The following is a 17,426-nucleotide window of genomic DNA, read 5'->3' on the forward strand; positions in this document are numbered from 1 at the left end:
TTCTATCCGGCGTAATTCCGTTGGCCGGGCGGGTGAACGGAATTCACGCTTCGGTAACCGGACCGGCACGGAGCGTAAAGATCACCCCATGGCCTGCCCGGGCGTGGCGCACACCACACCCGGGCCGGCTGCGCGGTGAGAGGTGGACCACGCGCCACGGGGGCGAACTCGCGTACGCTGACGAACCACTCGCCCGTCGATGCCGGGCCTTCGGGGACCCCGATCAGGGCTGGTCACTGGTCCACCGGGCCCGCCGACCGCGAGAGTGGTGACGGCACGGTCCGTCCAGACCGCACCGTCCCGGACCCCCTGGGTCCGCAGTACTGGGAGGTACGTACATGACAGGGACGACCATGACCGGCGCGGCACCGCGCGCCCACGCCGGCGGCGCCAACCGCTGGGTCATCCTCGTCGTCCTGTGCGTGAGCCTGCTCTTCGTGGCGCTCGACGCCACCGTCCTGCACGTCGCGATCCCCTCGGTCACCGAGGACCTGCGGCCGGGGCCCGTGGAACTCCTGTGGATCGTCGACGCCTACCCGCTGGTCTGCGCCGCCCTCCTCATCCTCTTCGGCACCCTCGGCGACCGGGTCGGCCGCCGCCGGGTCCTGCTGCTCGGCTACGCGATCTTCGGCGCCGCCTCCGCGGTCGCCGCGCTCGCCGAGTCGGCGCCGGTGCTCATCGCGGCCCGCGCGCTGCTCGGCATCGGCGGCGCGATGATCATGCCCGCCACGCTCTCCATCCTGCGCGTCGTCTTCCCCGACCGGCGCGAGCGGGCCACCGCCATCGGCATCTGGACGGCGGTCGCGGCGATCGGCGCGGCCACCGGCCCCGTGCTCGGCGGCTTCCTCGTGCAGCACTTCTGGTGGGGCTCGGTCTTCCTCATCAACATCCCGCTGATGGCGCTGATGCTGCCCCTGGGCCGCTGGATCCTGCCCGAGTCCAAGGGCAGCTCCGACGGACCCTGGGACGTGCTCGGCGCGCTGATGGCGGCCGGGGGCATACTCGCGGTGGTCTTCGGCGTGAAGCGCCTCGGCACCGGAGTCGGCCTCCTCGACGGCCGCGCCCTCGCCGCCCTCTGTATCGGCGCCGCCCTGTTCATCCTGTTCGTCCGCAGGCAGCGCCGCCGCGAGCATCCCCTCATCGACATGGGAATGTTCTCCCGGCCCGCCTTCTCCACCTCGGTCGGCTGCATCATCGTCGCGATGCTGGCGCTCGTCGGCCTGGAGCTCATAGCGGTCCAGTACCTCCAGCTCGTCCTCGGCCTCTCCCCGCTCCAGACCGGTCTGCGCATGCTGCCGCTCACCTTCGCCGCGATGGCGGCCGGCGCCACGGGGTCGTACACCATTCGGTGGCTGGGCCCGCGCCGCATGGTCTGTACGGGCTTCGTGCTGACCGCCGGCGCCGTGCTCCTCCTCGTCCTGATGGGCCAGACCGACTGGCCGGCCCTGATGCTCGTCTCGTTCGTCATGCTCGGCTTCGGACTCCAGACCACCCTGTTCGCCGCGTACGAGTCGATGCTCAGCGAGGCCCCGCCCGAGCGGGCCGGCGGCGCGGCCGCCATCGGGGAGACCTCCTACCAGCTCGGCGCCGGCATGGGCATCGCGCTGCTCGGCAGCGTCATGAACGCCGCCTACGCGCCCGGGCTCGCCTCGGTGCGCGGGGTCCCCGCCACGTCCTCGGCCGCCGCCTCCCATTCGCTCGGCGAGGCCTACGACGTCGCCGGACACCTCGGCGGCCCGGCCGGTCAGGCGCTGCGCGCCGCGGCCCGCGCCTCCTTCGTGCACGGGGTGCACGTCACGCTGTTCGTCAGCGCCGCGCTGCTGCTGCTCGGCGCGGTGGCCGGCCTCCGGCTGCCGCGGATCATGGACTGCTCGGTCGCGGAGCAGGACCGGGACGCCGAGCCGGAGCCCGTCCGCGAGGAGCGGGCGCGCCAGGGCCGGCAGCACGCCGTGAAGGTGCCCGCCCCGGCCCGGCCGGGCGATGTGGCGACCGTGGAGTCTGGACGCACGGGACACTGACCCGTAACGTCAGCGCTCAGGTAATAACTAACACTGCTAGTTTTAGTTGAGCGAGAGCCGCGGAGGCGCCCCCATGTCCGCTCCTTCCTCCAAGCTGCCCCCCTTCGACCCGGCCGACCCGATCGGCATCGACGACCTGCTGGGCCCCGAGGACCTCGCGGTCCGCGACACCGTGCGCTCCTGGGCCGCCGACCGGGTGCTGCCCCACATCGCCGAGTGGTACGAGAACGGCGAACTGCCCGGCATCCGTGAACTGGCCCGCGAACTCGGCTCGATCGGTGCGCTCGGCATGTCCCTCACCGGCTACGGCTGCGCGGGCGCCAGCGCCGTCCAGTACGGGCTCGCCTGTCTGGAGCTGGAGGCCGCGGACTCCGGAATCCGCTCGCTCGTCTCCGTGCAGGGCTCGCTCGCCATGTACGCGATCTGGCGGTTCGGCTCCGAGGAGCAGAAGCGGCGCTGGCTGCCGGGCATGGCGGCCGGCGAGATCATCGGCTGCTTCGGCCTCACCGAGCCCGACCACGGCTCCGACCCGGCCGGCATGCGCACCTACGCCAAGAAGGACGGCACCGACTGGGTCCTGAACGGCCGCAAGATGTGGATCACCAACGGTTCGGTGGCGGGCGTCGCCGTGGTGTGGGCCCAGACCGACGACGGCATCCGCGGCTTCGCCGTGCCGACCGACACCCCCGGCTTCTCGGCCCCCGAGATCAAGCACAAGTGGTCGCTGCGGGCCAGCGTCACCAGCGAATTGGTCCTGGACGAGGTGCGGCTGCCCGCCGACGCCGTGCTCCCGGAGGTCACCGGGCTCAAGGGCCCGCTCAGCTGCCTCTCGCACGCGCGGTACGGAATCGTGTGGGGCGCGATGGGCGCGGCCCGGGCCTCCTTCGAGGCGGCGGTCGACTACGCCAAGACCCGCGAGCAGTTCGGCAGGCCCATCGGCGGCTTCCAGCTCACCCAGGCCAAGCTCGCCGACATGGCCCTCGAACTGCACAAGGGGATCCTGCTCGCCCACCACCTGGGGCGCCGCATGGATGCGGGGCGGCTGCGGCCGGAGCAGGTCAGCTTCGGCAAGCTCAACAACGTGCGCGAGGCGATCGAGATCTGCCGCACCTCACGCACGATCCTCGGCGCGAACGGGATCTCGCTCGAATACCCGGTGATGCGGCACGCCACCAACCTCGAATCGGTGCTCACCTACGAGGGCACCGTGGAGATGCACCAGCTGGTGCTCGGCAAGGCGCTCACCGGACTCGACGCGTTCCGCTAGGAACACCCGGGCCCGGCGCTCGCCCGCCCTCCCCGGGGGACAAGGTCCCCCGGGCCCCGGCCGGAACGCGCCGGGGGTTCGGCTCTGGGTGCCGCATTCCCCGGGGGACGGCCCCCGGACCCCCCACCCGAACGCACCGGGCGTCAGCTCTGGTTGAAGAAGCCACCGGTCTGGCGGCCCGCGGCCTCGCCGCTGACGATCTGGGTGTCGGCCGGGGTCAGCAGGAAGACTCTCGTCGCCACGCGCTCGATGGAGCCCCGCAGCCCGAAGGTGAGCCCGGCCGCGAAGTCGACCACGCGCTTGGCGTCGCCGGCATCCATGGACGTGAGGTTCACGATCACCGGGACGCCCTCGCGGAACAGCTCACCGATGCCCCGCGCGTCCCGGAAGCCGTCCGGAGTGACGGTGGCGATCCGGCGGCCCTGCTCCTCGGCCGACTCGGAGGCCACCCGCACCCGCGGGTCGGTCACCCAGGCCTCGCCGGACTCGGCGGCACCCTCGGTGTACTCGTCGTCGTAGTAGCGGTCGTCGTTGTCCTCGACAAGCCCCAGCCAGGCACTGGCCTTGCGCACCGATCCCATGGACGCCTCCTCTCACTGCGGTCAGCTTCTTGCTGCTTCTTCAGTTCCCTATCCCTATGGTCGTCCATGATGCGGATACCGCGCCAAGTGGATAGTCGCCGCGCAGGTGATTCGTGACGGTACTGGCACAGATCATGTGGCGATTCGTCAGGAATCCTCTGGGATACGCCCGGTACGTGAAGCCCGGAGTAACAAAATTATGTATGTCCCTCCACATGAGTGACACAGGGGTCGTACGGGTGAACGGATGGCTCGATACGGTGCCTGCCGTACTGAAGAACGAGGGGTCGGTCGGGCTCCCGGCGGGCCCCCTGGTCCCCAGAGCGGCCTGCCCGCCGCGGTCCTGACGGGGCCTCAGACCCGTGAGCGCGGGTCCGGAAACGGGCGAGGGTGCCCCGGCCGGCCGCGCGAGCGGCCGAAAGGCACCCCCAATCCGTCCCCGCGAAACGCTACTTGTGCTCGGGCGGGGAGATCTGGGACTGCTCGATGCCCGAGCCCGCGGTGCCCCACTTCGCCAGGATCCTGTCGTACGTGCCGTCCTTCTTGAGCCGGTTCACCGCGGCCTGGAAGGCCGGCGCCAGCGGGGTCCCCTTCTTGAAGGCGAAGCCCACGTCGAGGCGGTGGTACTCGTTGAGGAACTTCAGACCCTCCTGCTGCCCGACGGCGTACCGCAGCCCGTTGATGGTCGACATGACGACATCGCTGCGGCCCTGCTGGAGCGAGATCCACAGGGCGCCCGTGTCGCTGTAGCTCTGCACCGCGTACGGCTTCTTGCCCGCGGCCTCGCACTTGGCCTTGTTCTGTTCCAGGGTCGCCTCGAACGTGGTGCCCGCCGCGCTGGCCACGTTCAGTCCGCAGAGCTGCGTGAGGTCGGTGACCGCGGTCAGCTTGCTGTCCTTGCGGACGGCGAAGCCCTGGCCGTCGTTGATGTACGTCACGAAGTCGATGGTCTTGCGACGGGCGTCGGTGACGCCGAAGTTGCCGGTGCCCAGGTCGTACTTGCCGCTGTCGAGCGCGGGCAGGATCACCTCGAACGCGGCCACCTCGCGCTTCAGCTTCAGGCCGAGCACCTTGGCGGCGGCGTCCGCGAAGTCGATGTCCTGGCCGACGACCGTCTTCCCGTCCGGCAGATAGGCCGCCCCCGGCGGGGTGCCCACGCTGGTGGCGATGGTGAGGGTGCCCGAGGCGCGGACGTCCGCGGGCAGCAGCGCCGCCGCGGCCTCGTCCTTCCGCACGGCCGACACCACATCGGTGGTGGGGATCCTCCCCTTCTGCCCGGCGGCCGGCGCGGCGCCCGCCGCGTCCGCGGCGCCCGGGTCCCCGGACCCGCAGGCGGTCAGACCGAGGGCCGCGGCGGTGATCAGGGCGAACGCGGCGAGGTTGCGCGATCTGCTCAGGCTTCGGGACCGGCTCATGACGGGGTGTGCTCCAGGGTTTTCGGGCAGGCCGAACGGCCAGGTGCGGGGCGGGTGCCGAGGGAGAACGGCGGCAGCGCGACGGGTGCGTCGCGGTGCGTGACAGTGCGAGGGGAGGGGAGGGGTGCGCGTGTGAGCGAAGATGTGAAGGCGTGCGGAGAACGGCGCGAAGGCGCACGAAGGACGCGGGGCGCGCTGGGCGCGCGGGACGCGGGGGAGACCGCGCAGGGAGTCAGCTCAACAGGAAGAGGACCACACTCGACCGAAGTCGATGTGGGAGCGCGTGACCAGCCACTGCTGCGGATGCATGGCCCAAGTGGAACAGGCATCCGTTTCCGCGTCAACTGCCCTGAGACGCAACGCTCAGAGTATGGACAAGCTTGACAACCTCCAGCATGCACCGCATAGCCTCGGGACCGGAAACCGTGCTGAGGGGCTCGGTTCCGCACCACCCGCGCCCTGTGTCCGTGAAGGCATTTCCCGTGTTCGATCCCCGCATCCACGGAGCCTTCGCATGTCCCTCACCCTCCCCGAACGCCCGTCCGCGGCGTCGGCCGACGCCGTCCCCGAAGCCCCGCGCATCGTCCCCGCACGCCGAACCGGCCAGCGGATCACGGCAGTTGTGGTCCTGGTGCTGCTCGGCCTCGCGCTCAACTCCGTCGTGCGCAACGACGCCTTCCAGTGGGGCGTGGTCGCCGACTACTTCGCCACCACCGCCGTCCTGCGGGGCCTCTGGCTCACCGTGTGGCTCACCGCCGTCGTCATGGCCCTCGGCTTCGCGCTCGGCACGCTCCTCGCGGTCATGCGGCTCTCCGCCAACCCCGTTCTGCGGGCGGTGAGTTGGGGGTACGTCTGGCTGTTCCGGTCGACGCCGATCCTGGTGCAGCTGCTCTTCTGGTTCAACATCGGGGCGCTGTACCCGCGCATCCTCGGGGTGCGGACCGTCGATCTGATGGGCCCGGTCACCGTCGCCGTCGTCGGGCTCACCCTGCACGAGGCCGCCTACGCCGCCGAAGTGGTGCGCGGCGGCATCCTCTCGGTGCCGCGCGGACAGCTGGAGGCCGCCCAGTCGCTCGGCCTGAGCCGGCTGCGCAGGCTGCGCCGGATCGTGCTGCCGCAGGCCATGCGCTCCATCGTGCCGCCCGCCGGGAACATGCTGATCGGCACCCTCAAGGGCACCTCGATCGTCTCCATCATCGCCGTCAACGACCTTCTGTACTCGACCCAGTTGATCTACCACCGCACCTACCAGGTGGTCCCGCTGCTGCTCGTCGCCACGCTCTGGTACGTCGTGGTGACCTCGCTCCTCTCGGTGGTCCAGTACTACGTCGAGCGCTACTACGCGCGCGGCTCGGCGGACGCCCGGTGAACGCCTCCCTCGTCGTGGTCGGAGCGGGACCCCGCGGCACCGGGTTCCTGGAGCGGCTCGCCGCCAGCCTGCCCCTGCTGTACGGGGACGAGCCCCTGGACGTCCATCTGGTGGACCCGCATCCCGCGGGCGCCGGGCGGATCTGGCGGGCCGACCAGTCGTCGCTGCTGTGGATGAACTCCATGGCCGAGGACGTCACCATGTTCACCGACGACACCGTCCAGCAGGAGGGCCCGGTCCGCCCCGGCCCCACCCTCGCCGAGTGGTCCGGCCTGGACGCCCGGACCTTCCCCAGCCGCCGGGACCAGGGCGCGTACCTGCGCTGGGTGTACGAGGGTGCCGTGGCCGCACTGCCGCCGAACGTCACCGTGCACGAGCACCGCACCCGCGCCACCCGGGTCGGCGGCCCGCGCACGGGCCGGCAGCAGGTGTGGCTCGAAGGCCGCACCGAGCCGCTCGTCGCCGACCTGGTCGTCCTCGCCCTCGGGCACCTGGACGCCGAACTCGACGCAGAACAGCGCCAGTTGGCGGACTTCGCCGAGCGGCACGGTCTGCTGCACCTGCCGCCGGCCTTCACCGCCGACAGCGACCTGTCGGCCGTGCGCCCCGGCGAGACGGTCATCGTGCGGGGCTTCGGTCTCGCCTTCGTCGACCTCATGGCGCTGCTCACCGAAGGGCGCGGCGGCCGCTACGCCGCGGACGGCAGCTACCGCCCCTCGGGCCGTGAACCCGTCCTCTACGTCGGGTCCCGACGCGGAGTGCCCTACCACTCCAAGATCGGCTACACCTGGACCGGCGAACGGCCGCCGCTGCCGCGCTTCTTCGGCCCCGCCGAGGTCGACGCCCTGCTGAGCCGCCCGCACCGGCCCGACTTCCGCCGCGACATCTGGCCCCTGATCGACAAGGAACTGGGCTTCGCCCACTACCACCGCCTCTTCCACGCCCACCCCGAGCGCACCGCAGTCGGCTGGTCCGAGTTCGAGGAGAAGTACGCCGCGGCCCACCCCGGCAGCCCCGAGCTCCCCGCCCTGGTCGCGGCCTCCGTCCCCGACCCCGCCGACCGGCTGGACCTCGAAGCCCTGGACCACCCCCTGGACGGGCTGCGCTTCGAGTCGTACGCGAGCCTCCAGGACGGGCTGCGGACGTACATCCAGGACGATCTGACACGACGTCATGACCACGCGCACAGCGTCGACTTGGCGGTGTTCCTCGGACTGCTCTCGGTCTACGGGCAGCTCCAGCGGATCGGCGACGTCGGCGGCTGGTGGCACAGCTTCTTCAGCTTCCTCGCCTCCGGGCCGCCCGGGCCCCGGCTGCGGCAGCTGCTCGCGCTGTCCGAGGCGGGCGTGGTGCGGTTCCTCGGCGCGGGTGTCACCGTCGAGGCGGACGAGGCGGCCGGCGTCTTCCGGGCGGGCAGCGCCAGCGTGCCCGGGCAGTGGATCGAGGCGGCGACCCTCATCGAGGCCCGCCTTCCCGAACCCACGGCGGAGCGCCCCGGCAGCCCCCTGCTGCGCGCGCTGTACGAGGAGGGGGCGGCCGCCGCCGAAACCGGCCTGCTCCAGGTCGACCCCGCCGACGGCCGGGTCGTGGGACGCGACGGACAGCCCCATCCGCGCCGCTTCGCGCTGGGCCCCTTCACCGTCGCCCGGGCCGCGGGGGCGTTCACCCGGCCCCGTACCGGAGGCGCCGCGTTCCGGCAGAACGACGCCACGGCCCGCGCCGCGCTGAGCTTCCTGCGCGATCTCGCGTGTCGCCCCGTCAGCGCCTGACCGCCGTCTCCCCGCCGCCCCGCGTTCCGAAGGACCCGTATGTCTCTCACCAGCGATCCACCCCTCGCCCCGGCCGCACCAGCCGTGCGGCCCGACTACGCCTCGCTCACCGTGGTGCCCGTGCGCCGGCCCTGGCGCTGGGTCGCCGTCGCCGTCACCGCGGTGCTCGTCGCCCAGTTCGGGCACGGACTGCTCACCAACCCGGCCTGGGAGTGGGACGTCTTCGCCCGCTTCTTCACCACCGAGACCATCCTCAAGGCCGTCTGGATCACCCTTCAACTGACGTTCTACGGCACGGCGCTCGGCTTCGCCCTCGGTGTCGTCCTCGCCTTCATGCGCCTGTCGGGCAGCCCGTTCCTGCGCGCGGTCGCCTTCGGCTACATCTGGGTGTTCCGCTCGATCCCGCTGATCGTGCAGCTCCTGTTCTGGTTCAACCTCGCCTATCTGTACAAGGAGTTGACGTTCGGCGTGCCCTTCGGGCCGGGCTTCTTCACCTTCGACACGGTGGGGCTCGTGGGCGCGATGAGCGCGGCCGTCCTCGGGCTCGCCCTGCACCAGGCGGCGTACGCGGCCGAGATCGTGCGCGGCGGCGTACTCGCCGTCGACAGCGGCCAGTTGGAGGCGGCGGCCGCCCTCGGCATCCCGCGCCTGAGGCAGATCCGCCGGATCGTGCTGCCGCAGGCGATGCGCTCGATCCTGCCGAACGCCGCCAACGAGATCATCTCGCTCTTCAAGGGCACCTCGATCGTCTCCGTCATGGCGATCGGCGAACTCTTCTACCAGGTCCAGGTCGTCTACGGCCGCAACGGCAGGGTCGTACCGCTCCTGATGGTCGCCACCGTCTGGTACGTGCTGCTCACCACCGTGCTCTCCGTCCTCCAGCACTACGTCGAACGCCACTACGCGAAGGGGGCCACCCGATGAGCGGCGCCATGGTCGAAGTCCGGTCCGTGCACAAGAGCTTCGGCTCCCTCGAAGTCCTGCGGGGCGTCGACCTCGACGTACGGGCCGGTGAGGTCACCGTCGTCCTCGGGCCTTCCGGCTCCGGCAAGTCGACGCTGCTGCGCACCATCAACCACCTGGAGAAGGTGGACAGCGGCTGGATCACGGTCGACGGCACGCTCGTCGGCTACCGCCGCTCCGGCGACAAGCTGTACGAGCTGCGCGAGCGCGAGGTCCTGAAGCAGCGCACCCAGATCGGCTTCGTCTTCCAGAACTTCAACCTCTTCCCCCACCTCACCGTCCTGGACAACGTCATCGAGGCGCCGGTGGCCGCCCTCAAGCGGCCCCGCAAGGACGCGGTGGCCGCCGCCGAGAAGCTGCTCGCCCGGGTGGGCCTGTCCGACAAGGCGGACGCCTACCCCAAGCAGCTCTCCGGCGGCCAGCAGCAGCGCGTCGCCATCGCCCGCGCGCTCGCCCTCGAACCCAAACTGCTGCTCTTCGACGAGCCGACCTCCGCGCTCGACCCCGAGCTGGTGGGCGAAGTCCTCGACGTCATCAAGGACTTGGCCGCATCCGGCACCACGATGATCGTGGTCACGCACGAGATCGGCTTCGCCCGCGAGGTCGCCGACACCGTCGTCTTCATGGACGACGGGGCGATCGTCGAGCAGGGCCCGCCCGCCCAGGTCCTCGACGCCCCGCGCCACGAGCGCACCCGCGCCTTCCTTTCCAAGGTGCTGTGATGTCCCTCTTCCTCAGGAGAACGTACGTGTCCACGCGCCGCACCCTCGCCGCCCTCGTCGCCGCGATCGCCACCGCCGGCCTCCTCGCCGGCTGCGGCACCGGGGACTCCGCCACCGCCGACGTCGCGCCCAAGGGCGCCCACGGCACCGGCATCAACCTCGGCCCGGACCAGAAGCGGATCAGGGAGCGGAAGGTCGATGCGATCGCCGCCAAGCTCCCGGCGGCCGTGCGCGCCCGGGGCGCCCTGAACGTGGGCGTGGCGACCGGCTCGGTGCCACCGCTCAGCTTCTACGCCACCGACGACAAGACCCCCATCGGCGTCGAGCTGGACATCGCCACGCTGGTCGCGGACACCCTCGGCGTGCAGGCGAAGTTCCAGCCGGTCTCCTGGGAGAACCTCTTCGTCGGCCTCGACAGCGGCAAGTTCGACGCGGTGTTCTCCAACGTCACCGTGACCGAGGAGCGCAAGGAGAAGTACGACTTCGCCACCTACCGCAAGGACCAGCTCGCCTTCGAGACGAAGAAGGGCGCGGGCTGGAAGGTCAACGGGCCCGCGGACGTGGCGGGCAGGACGATCGCGGTGTCCTCGGGCACCAACCAGGAGAAGATCCTCCTGGACTGGAGTGCCGAGGACGTCAAGGCCGGGCGCAAGCCGGTGAACGTGAAGTACTACCAGACGGCGACGGACTACTACCTCGCCCTCCAGTCCGGGCGCATCGACGCCTACCTCGGCCCCAACCCGTCGGCCGCCTACCACGTGGCGTCCGCCGGACAGACCGAGATCGCCGGCACGTACTCCGGCGGCGGCGCGGGGCTCCAGGGGGAGATCGCCGCCACGACCAAGAAGGGCAGCGGCCTGGTCGAGGCGTACGCCGCGGCCCTCGACCACGTGATCCAGGACGGCTCCTACGCGAAGGTGCTGGCGCGCTGGGGGCTCTCCGGCGAGGCCGTCGCGCACTCGGAGATCAACCCGCCCGGCCTGCCCAAGCCCACGTCCTGACCGACCCGGTGCGCCGTCGCCACGGGCGGCGGCGCACCCGTAGCCCTCACGAAAGGTCCCCCATGCCCGCACCCCCCGTCCGCAGCCCCGTGCACCTGGCCGCCTCCCTCGACGGGGGCGGGCACTACGAGGCCGGGCACTTCACCGCCCTCGCGCGCCTCGCCGAACAGGGCACACTCGACTTCGTCACGCTCGGGGACTCCTTCACCCGGCCCGGTCTCGACGCGCTCTCCGTGCTGGCCCGGGTCGCCCCCGCCACCCAGCGCATCGGGCTCGTACCGGTCGTGAACACCACCCACACCGAGCCGTTCCACGTCTCCTCCGCCGTCGCCACCCTGGACTGGGTCAGCCGGGGCCGGGCCGGCTGGAGCCCCGAGGTGTCCACCACCGAGGCCGAGGCCCGCCTCTTCGGCCGCCGGCCCGCCGCCCGCAGCAGCGAGGTGTGGCACGAGGCGCGTGAAGTCGCCGATGTGGCGGCCAAGTTGTGGGACTCCTGGGAGGACGACGCCGAGATACGCGACGAGTCCACCGGGCGCTTCATCGACCGGGACAAGCTGCACCACGTCGACTTCGAGGGCCGCGCCTTCTCGGTGCGCGGCCCCGCCGTCGTGCCCCGGCCGCCCCAGGGCCACCCCGTCACCGTCATCGACGCGACCGCCGCCGACCCGAGGGCCGCCGCCGTCCGGCACGCCGACGTCGCCCTGCTCCGCACCCAGGACCCGCTCGCCGCGCGCACCGCCCGGGAGGAACTGCTCGACCGGGCCCGCGCACACGGCCGGGACCCCGAGCGGCTGCGGGTGCTCGGCTCGGTCCCGGTGGCCCTGCACACCACCGCGGACGCCGTGGAGCTGGCCGGGCTCATCGGCGACTGGCACGACGAACGGGCCGTCGACGGCTTCCATCTGCGCCTCGCCGACCCCGAACGCGACCTCGCGCTCATCGTCAAGGCCACCGTGCCCGTCCTCCAGCACCGCTGTCTGCTGCGGCGCTTCTATCCGGGCGCCACCCTGCGCGAACACCTGGGTCTGGCCCGGCCCGTCAACCAGTACGCCACCGCCGGGGGAGTCCACCATGGCCACGGGTAGGCACACGAGCGCGGGCGGGAAACAGATCCACCTCGCCGCCCAGTTCCCCGGCGTCGACAACACCACCGTCTGGGCCGATCCGCGTTCCCGGTCGCAGATCGACTTCACCTCCTTCGAGCACCTCGCGCGCACCGCCGAGCGCGGCAAGTTCGACTTCTTCCTCCTGGCCGAGGGGCTGCGGCTGCGCGAACACAAGGGCCGTGTCCACGACCTGGACGTGGTCGGCCGCCCCGAGTCGATCACCCTGCTCAACGCCCTGGCCGCCGTCACCGACTGGCTGGGGCTAGCGGCCACGGTGAACGCGACCTTCAACGAGCCGTACGAGACCGCCCGCCGCTTCGCCTCGCTCGACCACCTCAGCGGCGGCCGGGCCGCCTGGAACGTCGTCACCTCGCCCGACGCCTTCACCGGCGAGAACTTCCGCCGCGGCGGCTGCCTCGACCGCGCCGGCCTCCCCCAAGGTTCCGACGCCGCTCGACCAGGGGGGACCCCCATCAGCCGCGCCGCCGAATTCCTCACCACGGCACGGGAGTTGTGGGACTCCTGGCCGGAGGGCGGGACACCGGGGCCCGTCGTCCACCACGGGCGGCACTTCACCGTCGAGGGCAGGTTCGGGGTGCCGCGCTCCCCGCAGGGACACCCGGTCGTCATCCAGGCCGGAGACTCCGGCGAGGACCGCGAGTTCGCGGCCTCGTCCGCCGACGTCGTCCTCACCCGGCACGGCACCCTGGAGGCGGGCCGCGCCTTCTACGCGGACGTCAAGGGCCGCCTCGCCCGCCACGGCAGGGAGCCCGACGACCTCAAGATCATGCCCGGGGTCACCGTCGTGCTCGGCGACACGGCGGCCGAGGCGCAGGAGAAGGCGGCCGAGATCCGCCAGCGGCAGGTCTCTCCGCAGAACGCGATCGTCGCCCTCGAACGGCTCTGGGGCCGCGACCTGTCCGCCTACGACCCCGACGGGCCGCTGCCGGACATCGACCCCGCCCCGGACTCCGCGCCCGTCCAGGGCCGGGTCGACATCACCAACGCCCAGGAGACCGCGGCCAAGTGGCGTGCCCTGTCCGAGGCCAAGGGGCTCTCCATCCGGCAGACGGTCATCGAGCACACCGGCCGTCAGTCCTTCATCGGTACCCCCGACGCCGTCGCCGCCGAGCTCGACAGGTTCGTGCAGAGCGACGCCGCCGACGGCTTCGTCCTCGTCCCCCACCTCACCCCCGGCGGCCTGGACGACTTCGTCGACCACGTGGTGCCGCTGCTCCAGGAACGCGGGGTGTACCGCACGGAATACACCGGAACGACGCTGCGCTCGCACCTCGGGCTGCGTCACCCGGTATGGAAAGGTTGATCGCATGAGCACGCAAGCACACAACGGCCCGGAGTCCGACCACGCGCTCGACTGGAAGCAGTGGCACGAGCACCGCGTCGCGACGGTCTCCGCGCCGTACGGCCCGCTCGCCCTGACCGCCACCCACTGGCTCGCGGACGGGGTGCCCGAGGAGCTGGGGCAGTGGCGCGAGGACGGTGACGAGGTGGTCGTGACCGCCACCGCCGGACACCAACTGGCGCTGGACGGAAGCCCGTTGGCGGGCGAGATCCGGCTCGGTGCCGACTCCGGTCCGGTGGACGGCTCCCGGCTCTCCCAGCGCGGCCGCCGGCTCGTGGTGCTGCGCCGCGAGGGTCTGTGGGCGGTCCGGGTGTGGGACCCCGAGTCCCCGGCCCGCCGGGCCTTCGCGGGCATCGAAGCGGCCGCGTACGAGGAGCGGTTCCGCCTGCCCGGCACCTTCCGCCCGTACGAAAGCCGACAGGTGAGGGTGCCCAACGCGGACGGGGTCGAGCGCGGTCTCGAACTCGCCGGGGAGATCGCCTTCACGCTCGGCGGCCAGGAGCACACCCTTCAGGTCGCGGTGGAGGCCGACGGTTCGCTGTGGGCCGTGTTCGCCGACGGCACCAGCGGCAATTCCACCTTCCGGTTCCGCTTCCTGCGCCCCGAGGCGCCCGCCGCCGACCACTCGGTGACCGTCGACTTCAACCGCGCCCAACTGCCGCCCTGCGCCTTCGCGGACCACTTCATCTGCCCCTTCCCGCCCCCGGGCAACACCCTCCCCATCGACATCCCGGTGGGGGAGCGCACCATCCGCACCAACTGACCCCGGCGCGCGCTCCCTCGCGGGCGTCCGGCCAAAAGGCCCCCTTGCGCGCCCCGGCCGGGCCCCCGAATACTCCTCCGCAGCGCTTGTCAGGAGCACGGCCGCACGACCCGTCGTACGGCCGTGCTCCTCGGCTGCGCCTCACGGGGTCCCCCCACCCATGGGCCCCTCGATTCCCCTCGGGAGGAAAAGAAGTGAGGATCAAGCGCACCACCCCCACAGCCCGCACCACCCCCACAGCCCCCTCCGGTCTCGTGAGACGTGCCAGGCTGGCCGCGGTCGCCGCCGGTCTGCTCGGTGCCGCGGCCATCGCCGTTCCGCACGCCAGCGCCGCCCCCGTCCAGACCTTCGGCGCCGCCGCGCTGACCGCCGCGAGCGACGCCGTACGCGGCGCGGACGTGGCCGGAACCGCCTGGAGCGTGGACAGCGCGACCGGCAGGGTCGTCGTCACCGCCGACTCGACGGTCACGGCCGCCGACCTCGCGAAGATCCGGCACGAGGCCGGAGCCAACGCGGACGCGATACGCATCGAGCGCACCCCCGGCAAGTTCACCAAGCTGCTCTCCGGCGGCGACGCCATCTACACCACCAGCTGGCGCTGCTCCCTCGGTTTCAACGTCAAGAAGGGCTCCACCTACTACTTCCTGACGGCCGGTCACTGCACGGAGGGCAAGCCGAACTACTACACCAACTCCTCGCACTCGACGAGCATCGGCCCCACCGTCGGCACCAGCTTCCCGGGCAACGACTACGGTCTCGTGCAGTACACCAACACCTCGCTCGCGCACCCGAGCGCGGTGGGCAGCCAGCAGATCACCAGCGCCGCCAATCCCACGGTCGGCCAGACGGTCACCCGGCGCGGCTCGACCACCGGCGTCCACAGCGGCAAGGTCACCGCGCTCAACCAGACGGTCAACTACGGCAGCGGCGACATCGTCTCCGGCCTCATCAAGACCACCGTGTGCGCCGAGCCCGGCGACTCCGGCGGCCCCCTGTACGCCGGTTCCACCGCCCTCGGTCTCACCTCGGGCGGCAGCGGGAACTGCACCTCCGGCGGCACGACGTTCTTCCAGCCCGTCGTCGAGGCGATGAACGCCTATGGTGTGACGTTGTTCTGACGATCCATCAGCCCCATGCGGCCGCCCGCGGCCCCGAGCCCCCGCCCGGAAACAGTCGGACGGGGGCTTCCGGCTGAACGTGATGCGTGGTTTTGGGAGGATGTGCAAGGGCAGGACGGAATACGGGTCCACCGATGACCCGCGCCGGACACACGGGGTGAGACGCATTGAAGCGCATCGGAGTGACCGGTCACCGGGACATCCCGCCCGAAGCCTTCGAGGAGATCCGCGACCGCCTGCGGGTGCTGCTGTGCGGCCACGACGGCTCCCTCGAAGCCCTCTCCAGCCTGGCCACCGGCGCCGATCAGCTCTTCGCCGCCATCGCCCTGGAGTGCGGCGCCGCCCTCACCGTGGTCATCCCCAGCGGCGACTACGAGACGGGCTTCGCCGACGCCGCCGAACTGGCCCGCTACCGGGGCCTGAAGCGCCGTGCGAGCCAGGAGGTCGACCTCGGCTATCCGCACGCCACGGACGAGGCGTACTACGCGGCCGGCGCCTACATCGCGGACAACTGCGACCGGCTCGTCGCCGTCTGGGACGGCCTGCCGGCCCGGGGCCTCGGCGGCACCGGGGACATCGTGCAGTACGCCCGCGGCCTCGGCCGCCCCGTCACCGTCATCTGGCGGGACGGCGTCCGGCGGTCGTAGGCGGCGGCACGTCAACTCCGCAGCCGGGCCAGCCAGTCGGTGTGCTGCGGCGAGACGATGCGCTCGGTCTCGTACACGGCCTGCGGCCACTGCCGTTCGGTCACCGTGTTCTCCATCGCCACGTGCATCTCCATCAGATCCTGCTCCACCAGCGAGTGCGCCGATATCAGCGGCTGGTGGCGGCGGATCTCGCTCCAGGCCAGACAGGCCGCGGCCGAGGCCGACAGCAGGCCCGCGACGTCCGCCCGCTGGGCGACCGAGAAGGTCCCGAGGACGGCGAGGAAGAGCGCGAGGAGGGTGAGCAGCGTGATCGCCGTCGACCACAGCCGGGTGGCCCGCCGCGAGGTCTCCTGGCGGCGCCGGTACCAGTTGCGCTGCTCGATCAGACGGTCGCGCACATAGGTCTCCTTGCGGACGCTGAACGCCCTGGCCCGCAACTCCCGCATGCCCGGCGTGACGAGGCCCCCGGCGGCGAGCTCCCCCTCCTCGCGCGGGTCGCGCCAGCCGACCTTCTTCAGCTCGCGCAGGCCCTCCTCGACCCGCGCGACGAACAGGCCGTCCGGATCCGGGGCGCTCAGGTCGAAGGGGGCGCCGTGCACGGCATAGCGCCAGCACATCGACTTGATGAACTCGGCGGCGGAACGGTTGAGTTGCCAGTGCGAGGCGGCATGGCGCCGGGCCGCCCCGAACGTGGCCAGCAGCACTCCCGCGTAGGCGAGCGCGCTCACGGCGCTGAGCAGCTGGAGGCCGGAGCCGGTGCGCACCTGCGGCAGTGCCGCCGCGGCCGCCCCGACGACCAGGAGCGAGAGCTGGGTGCGGGTGAGCTTGACCGCCGACTGCTGCCGGCCGATCGCCAGCGTGTCCGCGTGGTGGAAGAGGCCCGGCAGATCCGCGTTCCGGAAGACCATGCTCTGCAGTGGGCCGGGAATCGCCGTCACATGCACCCCCGTCTGCGGTTATACCTGAATTCTGTGCCGGGTAAGGCAGTTGTGCGCCCCCTTTGCGCACTCCACCCCCCGCTGGGGATGAGAGTAAAGTCGTCCTGCCGACACTGCAACGGTGCATGTGCCGGTGCCACTGTCCACGCGCGGTTATCACTCACCCCAGGGACGAACGTGAAAACCTCCGTAAATACAGTCTCATTCAGCACCGAGAAGAAGGCCCGGGTGCCGCTGGCCGAGCTGGCCGCGAAGGGTTCGGACCCGGCCGCCGAGAAGAAGATCGCCAGGGTGGTGCCCGCATCGGGCCACCCGTGCAGGGAAGGCGCCTCGTTCAACTCTGCTCTCTGACACCGGAGTTGGCGGCAAGGCCCCGCCGGGCGTGC

Annotated in this window: 16 protein-coding genes; 13 read left to right on the plus strand and 3 right to left on the minus strand. The window is 71.6% G+C overall.

The window, feature by feature from the left end:
• The first annotated feature begins 338 nt into the window (after positions 1 to 338).
• Positions 339 to 2,018 carry an MFS transporter gene (locus tag ACFYNP_RS30115; RefSeq protein WP_388789864.1) on the plus strand — a complete coding sequence of 560 codons (1,680 nt, stop codon included), beginning with the start codon at positions 339 to 341 and terminating at the stop codon, positions 2,016 to 2,018.
• Between the two features lie 73 nt (positions 2,019 to 2,091).
• Entirely contained in the window at positions 2,092 to 3,285 is a 1,194-nt protein-coding gene (locus ACFYNP_RS30120) for an acyl-CoA dehydrogenase family protein (RefSeq protein WP_388789866.1), read from the plus strand.
• A 143-nt stretch (positions 3,286 to 3,428) separates the two neighbouring features.
• On the opposite strand, the gene ACFYNP_RS30125 is transcribed toward ACFYNP_RS30120, so the two are convergent.
• Positions 3,429 to 3,866: a cell division protein SepF gene (locus ACFYNP_RS30125; RefSeq protein WP_161249792.1), complete on the minus strand. Its 438-nt coding sequence runs from the start codon at positions 3,864 to 3,866 to the stop codon at positions 3,429 to 3,431.
• A gap of 449 nt (positions 3,867 to 4,315) precedes the next feature.
• On the minus strand, positions 4,316 to 5,281 hold the full coding sequence (locus ACFYNP_RS30130) for an ABC transporter substrate-binding protein (RefSeq protein ID WP_388411025.1): 966 nt from the start codon (positions 5,279 to 5,281) through the stop codon (positions 4,316 to 4,318).
• Positions 5,282 to 5,795: 514 nt separating this feature from the next.
• Between ACFYNP_RS30130 and ACFYNP_RS30135 the strand changes: the two genes are divergently transcribed.
• From ACFYNP_RS30135 to ACFYNP_RS30180, 10 genes are all read left to right on the plus strand, one after another.
• Positions 5,796 to 6,650: an amino acid ABC transporter permease gene (locus ACFYNP_RS30135; RefSeq protein WP_388789869.1), complete on the plus strand. Its 855-nt coding sequence runs from the start codon at positions 5,796 to 5,798 to the stop codon at positions 6,648 to 6,650.
• Complete coding sequence (locus ACFYNP_RS30140) at positions 6,647 to 8,419, plus strand: FAD/NAD(P)-binding protein (RefSeq protein ID WP_388789872.1); 1,773 nt, start codon at positions 6,647 to 6,649, stop codon at positions 8,417 to 8,419. Before ACFYNP_RS30135 ends, ACFYNP_RS30140 begins: the two co-directional genes overlap by 4 nt.
• 39 nt (positions 8,420 to 8,458) lie before the next feature.
• Positions 8,459 to 9,343 (plus strand): amino acid ABC transporter permease, encoded by an 885-nt coding sequence (locus ACFYNP_RS30145; RefSeq protein ID WP_388789874.1) that lies wholly within the window; start codon positions 8,459 to 8,461, stop codon positions 9,341 to 9,343.
• Positions 9,344 to 9,351: 8 nt separating this feature from the next.
• Complete coding sequence (locus ACFYNP_RS30150) at positions 9,352 to 10,104, plus strand: amino acid ABC transporter ATP-binding protein (RefSeq protein ID WP_388790042.1); 753 nt, start codon at positions 9,352 to 9,354, stop codon at positions 10,102 to 10,104.
• 26 nt (positions 10,105 to 10,130) lie between these two features.
• Positions 10,131 to 11,105 carry an ABC transporter substrate-binding protein gene (locus ACFYNP_RS30155; RefSeq protein ID WP_388790045.1) on the plus strand — a complete coding sequence of 325 codons (975 nt, stop codon included), beginning with the start codon at positions 10,131 to 10,133 and terminating at the stop codon, positions 11,103 to 11,105.
• Between the two features lie 62 nt (positions 11,106 to 11,167).
• The gene (locus ACFYNP_RS30160; protein WP_388789877.1) at positions 11,168 to 12,190 is read left to right on the plus strand and encodes an LLM class flavin-dependent oxidoreductase; all 1,023 of its coding nucleotides are present in this window, start codon (positions 11,168 to 11,170) and stop codon (positions 12,188 to 12,190) included.
• Complete coding sequence (locus tag ACFYNP_RS30165; RefSeq protein WP_388789880.1) at positions 12,177 to 13,535, plus strand: NtaA/DmoA family FMN-dependent monooxygenase; 1,359 nt, start codon at positions 12,177 to 12,179, stop codon at positions 13,533 to 13,535. The genes ACFYNP_RS30160 and ACFYNP_RS30165 overlap by 14 nt, the downstream gene beginning before the upstream one ends.
• Before the next feature lie 4 nt (positions 13,536 to 13,539).
• Positions 13,540 to 14,337, plus strand: a complete 798-nt coding sequence (locus tag ACFYNP_RS30170) for a DUF1684 domain-containing protein (RefSeq protein ID WP_388789883.1) — start codon at positions 13,540 to 13,542, stop codon at positions 14,335 to 14,337.
• 194 nt (positions 14,338 to 14,531) lie between these two features.
• On the plus strand, positions 14,532 to 15,455 hold the full coding sequence (locus tag ACFYNP_RS30175) for a S1 family peptidase (protein ID WP_388789886.1): 924 nt from the start codon (positions 14,532 to 14,534) through the stop codon (positions 15,453 to 15,455).
• 167 nt (positions 15,456 to 15,622) lie between these two features.
• Positions 15,623 to 16,102, plus strand: coding sequence for a hypothetical protein (locus ACFYNP_RS30180; protein WP_388411044.1), 480 nt, complete (start codon positions 15,623 to 15,625; stop codon positions 16,100 to 16,102).
• 11 nt (positions 16,103 to 16,113) lie between these two features.
• On the opposite strand, the gene ACFYNP_RS30185 is transcribed toward ACFYNP_RS30180, so the two are convergent.
• The gene (locus tag ACFYNP_RS30185) at positions 16,114 to 17,010 is read right to left on the minus strand and encodes a DUF4231 domain-containing protein (protein WP_388789888.1); all 897 of its coding nucleotides are present in this window, start codon (positions 17,008 to 17,010) and stop codon (positions 16,114 to 16,116) included.
• Between the two features lie 207 nt (positions 17,011 to 17,217).
• Here ACFYNP_RS30185 and ACFYNP_RS30190 point away from each other — a divergent pair, with 207 nt between their 5' ends.
• Positions 17,218 to 17,391, plus strand: coding sequence for a hypothetical protein (locus tag ACFYNP_RS30190; RefSeq protein WP_388789891.1), 174 nt, complete (start codon positions 17,218 to 17,220; stop codon positions 17,389 to 17,391).
• Positions 17,392 to 17,426: the final 35 nt, after the last annotated feature.

It is taken from the genome of Streptomyces sp. NPDC006691 (genome assembly GCF_042869955.1).
Lineage (GTDB): Bacteria > Actinomycetota > Actinomycetes > Streptomycetales > Streptomycetaceae > Streptomyces.